Origin of the sequence: Methylobacterium sp. WL7 (genome assembly GCF_008040085.1) — a bacterium.
Classification (GTDB): Bacteria; Pseudomonadota; Alphaproteobacteria; order Rhizobiales; family Beijerinckiaceae; genus Methylobacterium; species Methylobacterium mesophilicum.
Window position 1 is genome coordinate 1 of the sequence record NZ_VRVG01000153.1, and the last position, 12,114, is coordinate 12,114.

10 protein-coding genes and 1 pseudogene are annotated in these 12,114 nt (G+C 71.2%); 2 read left to right on the forward strand and 9 right to left on the reverse strand.

All coding sequences use genetic code 11. From position 1 onward, the window contains the following. Together FV233_RS25550 and FV233_RS25555 are read right to left on the reverse strand one after the other, a co-directional pair. A pseudogene (locus tag FV233_RS25550) lies at window positions 1-417 on the reverse strand (M23 family peptidase); the annotation flags it as partial. Between the two features lie 76 nt (window positions 418-493). Beyond that, window positions 494-961: a peroxiredoxin gene (locus tag FV233_RS25555; protein WP_147857406.1), complete on the reverse strand. Its 468-nt coding sequence runs from the start codon at window positions 959-961 to the stop codon at window positions 494-496. 175 nt (window positions 962-1,136) lie between these two features. Between FV233_RS25555 and FV233_RS25560 the strand changes: the two genes are divergently transcribed. After that, window positions 1,137-4,607, forward strand: coding sequence for an AsmA-like C-terminal region-containing protein (locus FV233_RS25560; protein WP_147899177.1), 3,471 nt, complete (start codon window positions 1,137-1,139; stop codon window positions 4,605-4,607). Window positions 4,608-4,739: 132 nt separating this feature from the next. Here the strand turns inward: FV233_RS25560 and FV233_RS25565 are convergent, their stop codons facing one another. Then, window positions 4,740-5,513, reverse strand: coding sequence for a ferredoxin--NADP reductase (locus FV233_RS25565; RefSeq protein ID WP_147899178.1), 774 nt, complete (start codon window positions 5,511-5,513; stop codon window positions 4,740-4,742). Window positions 5,514-5,755: 242 nt separating this feature from the next. Continuing rightward, window positions 5,756-6,706 carry a ring-cleaving dioxygenase gene (locus FV233_RS25570; RefSeq protein ID WP_147899179.1) on the reverse strand — a complete coding sequence of 317 codons (951 nt, stop codon included), beginning with the start codon at window positions 6,704-6,706 and terminating at the stop codon, window positions 5,756-5,758. 132 nt (window positions 6,707-6,838) lie between these two features. Between FV233_RS25570 and FV233_RS25575 the strand changes: the two genes are divergently transcribed. Beyond that, window positions 6,839-7,159, forward strand: coding sequence for a HigA family addiction module antitoxin (locus FV233_RS25575; RefSeq protein ID WP_147899180.1), 321 nt, complete (start codon window positions 6,839-6,841; stop codon window positions 7,157-7,159). A gap of 347 nt (window positions 7,160-7,506) precedes the next feature. On the opposite strand, the gene FV233_RS25585 is transcribed toward FV233_RS25575, so the two are convergent. The 5 genes from FV233_RS25585 to lspA all read right to left on the reverse strand — a co-directional run bounded on the left by FV233_RS25585 (window position 7,507) and on the right by lspA (window position 12,108). Continuing rightward, complete coding sequence (locus tag FV233_RS25585) at window positions 7,507-7,734, reverse strand: hypothetical protein (RefSeq protein WP_147899181.1); 228 nt, start codon at window positions 7,732-7,734, stop codon at window positions 7,507-7,509. A 48-nt stretch (window positions 7,735-7,782) separates the two neighbouring features. Beyond that, entirely contained in the window at window positions 7,783-9,075 is a 1,293-nt protein-coding gene (locus tag FV233_RS25590; protein ID WP_147899182.1) for a pitrilysin family protein, read from the reverse strand. A 109-nt stretch (window positions 9,076-9,184) separates the two neighbouring features. Continuing rightward, window positions 9,185-10,594, reverse strand: coding sequence for a pitrilysin family protein (locus FV233_RS25595; RefSeq protein WP_147899183.1), 1,410 nt, complete (start codon window positions 10,592-10,594; stop codon window positions 9,185-9,187). A 160-nt stretch (window positions 10,595-10,754) separates the two neighbouring features. Further along, window positions 10,755-11,417: a hypothetical protein gene (locus FV233_RS25600; RefSeq protein ID WP_147857338.1), complete on the reverse strand. Its 663-nt coding sequence runs from the start codon at window positions 11,415-11,417 to the stop codon at window positions 10,755-10,757. A 160-nt stretch (window positions 11,418-11,577) separates the two neighbouring features. Beyond that, window positions 11,578-12,108 (reverse strand): signal peptidase II, encoded by a 531-nt coding sequence (lspA, locus tag FV233_RS25605; RefSeq protein ID WP_147899184.1) that lies wholly within the window; start codon window positions 12,106-12,108, stop codon window positions 11,578-11,580. Window positions 12,109-12,114 lie beyond the last annotated feature (6 nt).

Sequence of the window (12,114 nt, forward strand, 5' to 3'; positions counted from 1 at the left end):
GGACGGGAACCGGGCCGGCGTACCGGACTCGGCCGGGCGCAGGCGGAACCCGTCATCGAGCCTCGACGGCAGGGCGCCGGTGGTGAGCGGATCGGGAATCGGGGATCCGAGACTTTGGGATCCGAGATCTGCCAGGGCCGCCTGCCGGCGCTCCAGCTCGGCCTGACGCTCCAGCGCCGCCGCGACCCGCTCGGCCAGGCTCGATTCGGCACCGGCCCGGTCGCGGCGCGTGCGGTCGAGCCGGTCCTGCAGCTCGGCGAGCCGGGCCTCGTAGGCGTCCCGCATCGCCCCCTGACGGGCCACGAAGCCGGCCAGCACGTCGTCGTGGAACACGATCAGGTAGGAGGCGCCGAGCGCCCACACGAGGGCGAGGGCGAGCCCGGCGGCGAGGATCTTCGGAAGCGGCGGGCGATGCATCGGGACGGCCCCGTGGGAGCCGCCATTCAGACCCGCTTAGGGTTAAGGATCCGTCGCGCCGCGCGCCCCAACCCGGTCAGGGCAGGGCCCGGGCGGCGTCCAGCACCGCCTCGGCATGGCCGGGTACCTTCACCTTCGGCCAGATCCGGGCGATGCGCCCCTCCCGGTCGACCAGCACGGTGGTGCGCTCCACGCCCATGTACTTGCGGCCATACATGCTCTTCTCGACCCAGACCCCGTAGGCCTCCAGCACGCCCTTGTCCTCGTCGGAGGCGAGCGGGAAGGCGAGGCCGTACTTGCCGCAGAACTTGTCGTGGCTCTTCACCGGGTCCGGGGACAGGCCGATCACCTGCGCGTCGGTCTCGCCGAAGGCCGGCAGCAGGCCGTTGAAGTCCTGCGCCTCCAGGGTGCAGCCGCTCGTGTCGTCCTTCGGGTAGAAGTAGAGCACGATCTTGTGACCCCTGAGCGCCGACAGGGCGATCCGCCCTCCGCCCGAGGCGGGGAGGTCGAAATCGGGGGCCGGATCGCCTTCTGACAGTGGCATCGTGCCTTCCTTTCGGCCGATTGATGGTGTGCAGTCCCGCCATGCGCGGCAGCACCATCAGGTTGCGTCGCGCCGCCCGAGCAGAACTCGGAGACGCGCCCGCTGTAAAGCGCGGCCGCGCTTCGATCCACCGGCCGCGGAGTTCCGCGCGCGAAGCCCCGGAACAAGGGTCCCGATGGCGGACGAGACGACCTTGGCAGGCAAGCCTCGGGGGACGGCGCGACGCTGGGGCGGGTTCTGCCTCGTCGGCGCGCTGACCCTGGTGCTGCTCGTCGGCGGCGGGATCGGGCTGGCGGCCCTGCGCCTGTCCAACGGCCCGCTGCAGATCGACGCCCTGTCGCGCCGGGTCGCAGCCGCGGTGGCCGAGCGGATCGGGCCGGGCTGGAGCATCGCCATCCGCGGCAGCAGCCTCGAGCTGGACCGCGAGAACGCCCTGAGCCTGCGCTTCTCCGGCCTCGACATCCGCAACCCGCAGGGCGACCTGGTGGTGCGGGCGCCGCTCGCCGTGGTCAGCCTCGACCCCTGGGGCCTCCTGCACCTCAACCTGCAGCCGCGCTCGATCGAGTTCCGCGAGACCCAGACCACCGCCCTCGTGCACCGGGACGGCTCGATCGCGTTCGCGGCCTCCGAGGCCAACCACCCGGTCGACATCGAGCCGCACACGCTGCCGAGCGTGGACGACGCGCGCGGCAAGGTCTCGCCGATCTCGGCGACGCTCGCCTCGATCTTCGGGGTGGTGCTGGATTCCAGCGGCATCGTCGGCGCCCTCGACCGCGCCCGCCTGACCGATGCCCGCCTGCGGCTGATCGACGACGACGGCCGCGAGCGCGCGGTGTTCGCCCGGGTCAACGGGCTGTTCGGGCGCGATCCCGTGAACGGAACTCGCAACTTCGAGTTGCGTCTCGACGGTCCCCACGGCGAGTGGCGCTTCGGCGGCTCCCTGCGCGAGGGCGGCGAGGCCCAGGATGGCAAGCCACAGGCGCGCTCCGGGGTGATCACCCTGGACGACCTGCCGGTGCCCGACCTGCTGCTGCTCTCGGGCCAGTCGAGCCTGCCGCTGACCACCGACCTCAAGCTCTCGGCCCGCGCCGACGTGAGCCTGACGGCCGGGCGGATCACGTCCATGAACGCCAAGGTCCATACCGGCGACGGCACCTTCCTGATCGAGGAGAAGGACTTCAACCCGGTCACGGTCGAGAGCCTGGACGCGACCCTGAACTGGGACGAGACCGGCCGGGTCATGTCGCTGACCGGCCTGGATTACCGGGGGGCCGGCAACGCGGTCCACCTGACCGGCGCCTGGACGGAGAGCCCGCCCGACGCCGCCACCGCCTGGACCGCGACGCTCGCGAGCCGCGACGCCGTCCTGCGCGGCGCGACCCCGCAAGACGCGCCGGTGAAGATCGACGCGATCGACGCGCAGCTCACCGGCCGCGACGGCGGCATCGCCATCGACGCGCTCAACGTGGCGGCTCCGGGCGTCCAGGGGGTGATCTCCGGCACGATCGGCACCGCCGCCGACGAGGGCGGCCTGACCCTGCGCATCCTCGGCCATGACGGCGAGGTCCGGACCGGGCTGCGGTTGTGGCCGGAGCATATCGCCCCGCCGGCCCGCACCTACCTGGTGGACCAGCTGCGGCGCGGCCGGATCGACGCCGTGGACATCCGCGTGAAGATGTCCGGCACCGTGCTGGCCGCCGCGACCAAGGGCGAGCCCGCCCCCGACGACGCGGTGCATATCGACTTCCGCGTCTCCGACGCGGCGCTGGACGTCACCGCCGACGCGCCGCCGGTGGTGAAGGGCAACGTCTCCGGGACCATCACCGGCCGTTCGACCACCGTGCGCAACGTGACCGCGGAGATCCACGGCCCGGACGGCCGCGGGCTCACGGTCACCGACGGCAGCTTCGTGATCCCGCAGATCACGCCGGACAAGGTCGTGGCGCAGATCGGCATGCGGCTCACCGGGGGGGCCGACGGCATGGCCTCGGTGCTCCAGGCGAAGCTGTTCAAGAGCCTGATGAGCGTCGATCTCGACCCGGCCACGATCAAGGGCAATGCCGACCTGCGCGTCGACTTCCCCCTCGACCTCAAGCACGTGCCCGACCTGCCGAGCCTGCCCGTGACCCTGTCCGGGACGCTCTCCGACCTCTCGGTCGACAAGGTGATGGGCAAGGACCGGCTGGATTCGGGCCGGTTCTCCCTGCTGTACGACCGCGGCGCCTTCACCCTGAAGGGCGACGGCCGGGTCGCGGGCGCCTCCATCGCGGTGGACATGCGCCAGCCCAAGGTCGGCCAGCCCGGCGAGGCGGTGGTCACCGTGGCCCTCGACGAGGCCTTGCGCGGCAAGAAGGGCCTGCCGACCGCGCCGCAGCTGTCCGGCACCATCCCGGTTCGCGCCGTGGTGCCGATCGGGCGCCCGGGAACGGCCAAGCCGCCGATCCGGGTCGAGGCGGATCTCGCCAGGGCCGGCATCGACGGGCTGGTGCCCGGGCTGACCAAGCCGACGGGCAAGCCGGGCCGCCTCAGCTTCACGCTGGTGGATGCCGGCCAGACCTACGAGCTGCGCGACTTCGCCCTCGACGCCGCCCCGGCCTCCGCGCGCGGCAGCCTCACGATCAGCCCGGAGGGCGGCCTGGAGCGCGCCGACTTCACGAACGTCAAGCTGTCGCCGGGCGACGACCTGCGGGTGAGCCTCGACCGCACCGGCAACGGCTACAAGGTCGTGGTCCGCGGCGCGGTGGTCGATGCGCGCCCGTTCCTCAAATCCCTGGGCGGCCCGGACGCCAAGGGCGGCAAGGAGGCGAAGGAGTCCAACCCGAAGGATGTCGACGCCGACATCCAGGTGCCGATCGTGGCGGGCTTCAACGACGAGGCGCTGACCAACGCCAACCTGCGGCTGTCGCTGCACGGCCGGACCCTGCGGGCGGCCAACATCACCGGGCGCTTCCGCGCGGCGGCGTTCGCCGCCAGCGTCACAAGGGGCGAGCGCGGCGTGCCGACGCTGGCCGTCGAGTCGGCCGATGCCGGCGCGACGCTGCGCTTCGTCGACGTCTACCGGCGGATGTATGGCGGGCGCCTCACCGCCGGGATCGGCCTCAACGACGGCCCGCAGGCCGGCGTGGTCCAGATCCGGGACTTCTCGCTCCGCAACGAGCCGGCCCTGTCGAGCATCATGGCGCAGGGACCGGAGCCCTCCGAGGCGGAGACGGTCCGCGGCCGCCGCATCGCCCCGGGCCGGGCGGCCGGCGACGTCACGTTCGACCGGATGCGGGCCAACTTCGTGCGCAGCGGCAGCCGGGTCGACTTCAGCGACGCGGCGATCTCGAACGCCGCGATGGGCTTCACCCTGTCGGGCTGGCTCGATACCGGCCGGGAGCGCACGGACATGACCGGCACCTTCGTGCCGCTCTACGGTCTCAACAACGTCGCCTCGCAGTTGCCGCTGCTCGGGCCGCTGCTCGGGGGCGGGCACAACGAGGGCCTGTTCGCGGTGAACTTCCGCGTCTCCGGCAAGCTCGCCTCGCCGGACGTGAGCGTGAACCCGCTCTCGGCGATCGCCCCGGGCTTCCTGCGCAAGCTGTTCAGCGCCGGCGGTGGCCCCTTCGCGGACGGCGTGCCGCCGGTGCCGCAGGGGGAGCGGTAGCGGGATCCCGGCCGGCAGCGCGTTCGCGAGCCGCGCCGTCATCGCGAGCGGGCAACGATGGACGCCGTCACAGACGCACAAAAAAGCCCGGCGCGGCGGACCGCACCGGGCTGAACCCACAGTCCCAAAAAACTACTTCTCGACGAAGGCCTTCTCGATCACGTAGTGGCCGCCCTCGCCGTGGTTGCCTTCCTCGTAGCCGCCATTGCTCAGCAGCTCGCGGGTGTCGCGGATCATGTCGGGGCTGCCGCAGAGCATGAAGCGGTCGTTCTCCACCGACATCGCCGGCAGGCCGATATCGGCGAACAGCTTGCCCGAGACCATCAGGTCGGTGATCCGGCCGCGGTTGCGGAACGGCTCGCGGGTCACGGTGGGGTAGTAGATCAGCTGGTTCGAGATCATCTCGCCCAGGAACTCGTGCCTGGGCAGGGACTCGTTGATGGTCTCGCCGTAGGCCAGCTCCTGAACCTGGCGGCAGCCATGGACCAGCACGACCTTCTCGAACCGGTCGTAGGTCTCCGGATCCTTGATGATCGACAGGAACGGCGCGAGCCCCGTGCCGGTGCCGAGCAGGTAGAGGTTGCGGCCCGGCAGCAGGTTGTCGAGCACCAGGGTGCCGGTGGGCTTCTTGCCGACGATGATCGGGTCGCCGACCTTGAGGTGCTGGAGCTTCGAGGTCAGCGGACCATCCTGGACCTTGATCGAGAAGAACTCGAGCTCCTCCTCGTAGTTGGCCGAGACCACCGAGTAGGCGCGCAGCAGCGGCCGACCCTCGACCTCGAGGCCGATCATGGTGAACTCGCCGTTGCGGAACCGGAACGCCGGATCCCGCGTGGTGCGGAACGAGAACAGGTTGTCGGTCCAGTGATGCACCGACAGAACGCGCTCCTCGTAGAACTTGCTCATCGACGGATCAGTCCTCGAATCCTCTGATGCTCGGCCCACGCCCCCGATGGATCGGGGCGCATGGGGTTCGGCGGGCGGCCGCCGCCCCGCGGCTGCGGGGGCGGACCCCGGGAGCGGTCTCGCCGGGATCCGGACGTCGAACCCCTTATCGGATGCTTCTTTCGCAGTTGCAGCACGCTCGTCAAGGCGCGCCAGGATCACACCTGCCGAAGAAGTGAATCGCCTGGAATCGTTCGAATATTTTAACCGGCGGTGACCGGCCGGAGCGGGTTCAGCCCCGCCTCGATCTCAGCGCGGCGCGGCTCCAGGAACGGCGGCAGGGCGAGGCGCGCGCCGAGGCTCTCCAATGGCTCGTCGGCGGTGAAGCCCGGCCCGTCGGTGGCGATCTCGAACAGGATGCCGTTGGGCTCGCGGAAATACAGGCTGCGGAAGTAGTAGCGGTCCACCGGCCCGCTGCTCGGGACCCGGGCGGCCTTCAGCCGGTCGGCCCAGGCTCCGTACTCCGCGTCGGGGATGCGGAAGGCGACGTGGTGGACCGCGCCCGCACCTTGCTGCGCCGGCGCCGACGCATCGGCCAGGAGTTGGACCTCGGCGGCGGGGCCTCCGGGGCCCATGGCGTAGACCTCGACCGGACCGTCGCCGGTCTCGAAACTGCGCGCCCGGCGCATGCCGAGCAGATCGGTCAGCACGGCGGCCGTCCGGGACGGGTCCGGCACGGACAGGCGGATCGGGCCCAGCCCGCGAATCTGGTAGGCCGCGGGCACCGGCGAGGCGTCCCAGGGATGCTCCGGGCCGGTGCCGCCGTCATCGACCAGGGCGAGGCGCTGGCCCTCGGGATCCTCGAAATCGACGGTGAGGCGCCCATCGCGCAGGGCGGGCTCGGCCACCACGGCCCCGGCGTCACGCAGGCGCGCGTACCACCACGCCACCGCGCCCTCGCCCGGCACGCGCAGATGGGTGCGGGTGATGCTGTTCGACCCGCGCCGCTCGGGGGGCGCCGGCCAGTCGAAGAAGGTGATGTCGCTGCCCGGGCTCGCCAGGCCATCGGCGTAGAACAGGTGATAGGCCGAGACGTCGTCCTGGTTCACGGTCTTCTTCACCAGCCGCAGGCCGAGCGTGCCGGTGTAGAACGCCACGTTCTCGGCCGCGCGGGCGGTCACCGCGGTGAGGTGATGGATGCCGGTGAGCTGCATGGCTTTTCGTGTGGGTCCCCGCTCCGAAGCGCCTCAGGTGGGGTTCGGGCGACGGCGTTGCGAGCGCAAAGCTGGATTGCAGTGGGCGTAAGGGGGTAGACTGCGATGCCCCACGCCTCTGGGAGACACCCGATGGCCGTCGCGTACGAGACCGACACCGTCCTGCCGCCGCTGCATCCCGGCGAGGTGCTGCGCGAGGACTTCCTGATTCCCCTCGGCCTGTCGGCCGGCACGGTGGCGCGGGCCTGCCGGGTCCCGCGGAACCGGATCGAACGGATCGCCGCCGAGCAGATCGGAGTCTCGACCGACACGGCGCTGCGTCTTAGCCGCTATTTCGGCACGAGCGCAGAGTTCTGGCTCAACCTCCAGCGTCAGTACGAGGTGGAGACGCTGAGCCTCAGCATCGGGCCGGAGATCGAGCGGATCGCGCCGCTCGCCCCGGCGGCGGCCTGAACCTCAGAGCCCGACCGGCCGGCGCCTTTTCTGATCGACGCGCTTCGTCACGCAGCGTTACGACTTCCCCGCACCCGGCAAAAGCCTGCGGGCGGCGTGGCGAAACCGCTGCACCACGATTTCCTCGTCATCGGCAAAGTCATCGATGTGATAGGGGTAGGGCGTAAGGAAGACGCGGCGCACGCCCGGGATCGAGGTCTTCCTTCCGGCGTGAGGATGATCCCGCACGACGGCCAGAACCGCCGTCAGCCGGGCCTCGACCTTGGCCGCGCCCTAAGGGGATTGCGCCGCGATGTAACCCAGGGCGCGGTCGATCTGCTGCAGGGCGCGCCTTTGAAACCGCAGCGTCAAAGGCGGTATTTGGACAGGACCGCTTCGACCTCGGCTTCAGTCGCGAAGTCGCCGCGCGCCCTTTCGGCCTGCGCCTCGATCAGGTCGGCCTCTTCGTCCGGTGTCAGCGCGATCACCGCATCGTCCCGGCCCGCATAGGCGAGCACCATGCGGGCGATCTCGTCCTGCATCTCGGAGGACAGTGCGCGGGCGGTCTGCACTGCGCGATCCAGAAGCTCGGTCATGACCGCATTCTGCACCCGATCGCCGCCCGGAAAAAGCGGCCTCGACCGTCAGAGCCCGACCGGGCGGCCGGCAGCGACCACCAGCATCTTCCCGTCCGCAAAAGTCCGGGCGGCGGCGCGGCGGATGTCGGCCTGGGTCACGGCCGAGACCAGGGCGTTGCGGCGGGCGATGTAGTCCATGCCCAATTCCTCGAAGGCGATCTGCACCAGCTGGTGGGCGATCTTGGTCGAGGTGTCGAAGCCGAGTGCGTAGGAGCCGGTGAGGTAGTCCTTGGCCTTCTGCAGCTCGTCGTCGTCGGGGCCATCCGTGATCAGCCGGCCGATCTCGTCGCCGATCACCGACAAAGCCTCGCCGACGCGCTCGTTCTTGGTGGCGGTGTAGCCCCAGGTCATCGCGGCCGAGCGGTGGCTGACCAGCGAGGTCCCGACCGAGTAGGCCAGCCCGCGCTTCTCGCGCACCTCCTGGAACAACCGCGAGGTGAAGGCGCCGCCGCCCAGGATATGGTTGAGGACGTAGGCCGGGATGAAGTCCGGGTCGCGCCAGGGCACGCCGGCCATGCCGAAGCGGATCACCGATTGCGGCACGTCGAGGTCCACGACGATGCGCTTGCCGAGTTCCTGCACCTCGGTGCGCGGCACCGCCTTCAGTGCCCCGGCCTCGGGCAGGACCCCGAAGGCGCGGTTCAGGCCCTCGGCCAGCTGCTCGGCCCCGATGGCGCCGACCGCGGCGACCTTCACCCGGCCGCGTCCGATGATCCGGGCATGCATCTCCAAAAGGTCGTCCCGGGTGATGGTGGCGACGCTCTCGACCGTGCCCGAAGAGGGCCGGGCATAGGCGTGGCCGGCGAACGCCTCCTTGAAGAACCGGCGCGAGGCCAGCACGCCCGGATCGTTCTGCTGGTAGCGCAGTCCGGCGATCACCTGGCCGCGGACGCGCTCGATCGCGTCCGGGTCGAGGCGCGGCTTGGCCAGCGCCAGGGCGAGGAGCGCGATGCCCTCGTCGGCGTGCTTGACCAGCATCTTGAGCGAGCCGCCGACCGCGTCGGGGCCGGCATGGAAGGACAACTCGATCGCCCGGGCAGCCAGCCGCTCCTGGAAGGCGTCGGAGGTGAGGTCGCCGGCGCCCTCGTCGAGGAGCCGGGCCAGCATCTGGGCGCAGCCGGCCTTGCCGGCGGGATCCTGGGCGGCGCCGCCCTCGAACGTGAAGGCCAGCGCGATCATCGGCACCACGGGGGATTCGACGTGCCACGCCTCGATGCCCGCGGCGGTCGTCACCGGCAGGGCCGTGGTGGGGGAATTCTCGGGGGCGGCGGTGTCGACAAAGGTCTCGGCGACGCTCATGGGAACCTCTTTTTCATCGTGTCACGGGCGGCGGAGCCGGTCGACGCTCACGGCCTGATGCAGGTCCCGACGGGGCCAAAAACCGCCCGCCGGGACGCGCCCGAAAGAACTATTCCGCCGCCATCGCGACCGGGGCGTCGGGGTCCTGAGCCTTGGTCAGGTAACCGGTGACCGAGCGGGACGGGGTCAGCCAGCGCTCGGCGGCGGCCTTGAGGCGCTCCTGCGAGACCGCCTCGATGTCGGTCGGCCAGCGGCGGACCTCCTCGATGGTCTCGCCGATCGCCAGCGCGGAACCGTAGATCCGGGCGAGCGAGGACTGGCTGTCGGAGGAGTAGACGGTCTCAGCCACCAGCCGGGTCTTGGCCCGCTCGATCGCCTCGGCGCCGAGCGCCTCCGCGGGGGCGCGGCGCAGGATCTTGTCCACGGCCTCCTCCAGCGCCTCCAGGGAGACGCCCTCGGCCGGCACCGCGTAGACGGAGAACCGGGTCTCGTCGATCGCCGAGCCCATGTACCAGGCGCCGGCATTCACCGCGAGGCCGGTCTCCATGACCAGCTTGCGGTAGAGGTAGGAGGTCGAGCCGCCGCCCAGCACCTCGGCGAGCAGCTCGAGGTCGTGGCAGCCGCCGTCGCGGGCGGTGATGCAGGAGGGGGTCAGGTAGAGCCGCTGCAGGGTCGGCTGCTCGACCTTCGGGTCGGCGACCGCGACCCGGCGCAGGGCCTTGGGCTCGGGCTCGCGGGCGCGCAGGCGCTGGGGCCGGGCGCCGGTGGGCGCGACGCGGCCGTAGGTCTCGTCGGCGAGCCGGCGGACCTCGTCCGGGGTCACGTCCCCGGCCACCACCAGGATCGCGTTCTCGGGGGTGTAGAAGCGCTTGTAATAGGCCAGCGCGTGCTCGCGGTTCAGGCCCTCGATCTCGTGCATCCAGCCGATGATCGGCGTTCCGTAGGGGTGGTGCACGAACAGCGAGGCGGCCATCGCCTCGGAGAGCTGGGCGGAGGGGTCGGTCTCGACCCGCATGCGCCGCTCCTCGAGCACCACGTCGCGCTCGGGGGCGACCACGGCGTCGTCGAGGACGAGGCCGCCCATGCGGTCGGCCTCGAACGCCATCATGGTGCCGAGATGGTCGCGGGCGACCCGCTGGAAGTAGGCGGTGTAGTCGTAGCTGGTGAACGCGTTCTCCTGGCCGCCGAGGCCCGAGACCGCCTTCGAGAAGGCCCCCACCGGGTGCTTCTCGGTGCCCTTGAACATCAGGTGCTCGAGGAAGTGGGCGATGCCCGACTGGCCCAACGGATCATCGGCCGAGCCGTTGCGATACCAGATCATGTGGGTCGCGACGGGGGCCCGGTGATCGGGCACCACCACCACGTCGAGGCCGTTGTCGAGGGTGAAGGCCGTGACTTCGGGTCCGCCCGCCTCGGAACGCCCGAACGGCGCGGCCTCGCCCCGGCCGGCGCTGCCGCCGTAGGGCGAGCCCGGACGCGGCGGGAAGAGGGTGGGCGTCGCCTTCCTGAACAGGTGCATTCCGCTTTCCTTTTGCCGGCCCCGTGCCGGCGACGCCCCTGACCGGAACGCCCGCGTGGATCGGGGCCGTCCTCGTCTCCGGCCGGCAAGAGCCGTACCGGGACAGACATGTCATGTTGCCATGCCGGGCCGCCGTTGCAACGGCGCCACAGCCTGATGGTTACTGCTGGGCCCGCTGGCGCTGGTAGGCCCGGGGGTCGGCCTCGTCGCGCTCGCGGCTGGCGTTGTTGATCGGGTCCCGCGACGGCGGCTGGGCCAGCTTCTTCGGAGATTGCCGGTAGCCGGTGGGCGGATCGGTCAGGATGTCCCGGGCCGGCTCGACATCCGAGGGCTCGGCGTTGGCGCTCTTGCCCTTCAGCAGGTCGAACGGGCTGAGCAGGCTGTCGTCGCGGTTGGTGTCGCCCGGCTTGCGCTCGGCCTCGGTGGTGACGCTCGCCCCGGCGCGGCGGCCGTTGCGGATCTCGTCCACCGACAGGGTGGCGTTGTTGTCGTCGTAGCGGCCGCGTGCCTGGTTGCCCACCGGGCGCCGCCGCTCGGCAGCCGCGCGCTCGCGCTCGACGATCTCGGGATCCTTGGGCCAGGCGGTGCTGGTGGAGCGGGCCCGGGGCTGCGGCAGGACCTTGCCGTCGAGCTTGGGCGGCATCACCAGCGGCGGGCGCTCGTGATAGTCGATCGGGTCCTGGCGCTTCTCCAGGAGGCCGATGCCGGAGAGCGCGTCGCGCATGAACTCGCCGCGCTCCTGCGCCTGCGCGCCGCCGGCCAGCAGCGGCGCCAACGCGACCGCGGCGGAGAGGATGAGACGAAGCCTGCGATGCCCGGTCATGCTGCCTCACGGGTTCCGGCCGGAAATCCGGCGCGGGGATGGCCGCCACGCGGCCTGATCCGACAGGTCCCGGGGTGGGACCGGTTTCCGGCGATCGTATGGCGCCTTGACCGCATCGCACCAGAGCCTTGAGGCAACTGGGGCCTGTGTGTTGCGCGAATCATAGGCGAGGGGCCGTATCGGTCCGGGCCGGGCCGGTCTTGGCCGGATCCTTGGACGTACCGCGCCCGGCTGGGCTCAGGCTGTCGAGGACCAGCCCGATCACCCCGGCGACGATCGCCGCGTCGGCCACGTTGAACACGTACCAGGACCAGCCGCCGGCATGCAGGTGGACGAAGTCGAACACCGCCCCGTAGGCCGCCCGGTCGATGGCGTTGCCGAGCGCGCCGCCGACGATCAGCCCCAGCGCCACGGCGAGCAGCCGCGACCCGGCCCGGGTCATCCAGATGCCGAGGCCGAGCGCGGCGGCGAGCGACAGGATCACCAGGAACCAGCGCCCGGCGCCGCTCTCCTGCTGGAACAGCCCGTAGGAGACGCCGCGATTCCAGACCACCACGAAGTCGGCGAACGGCGCCAGCCGCCAGGGCTGGGTCAGCACGAGGTCGGTGCCGAAATAGAGCCCAAGCTTGGAGGCCTGGTCGAGGACCAGGGTCAGGAACAGGGCCAGCAGGCCGGCGCGGGTGGGGGTCATGGGCGG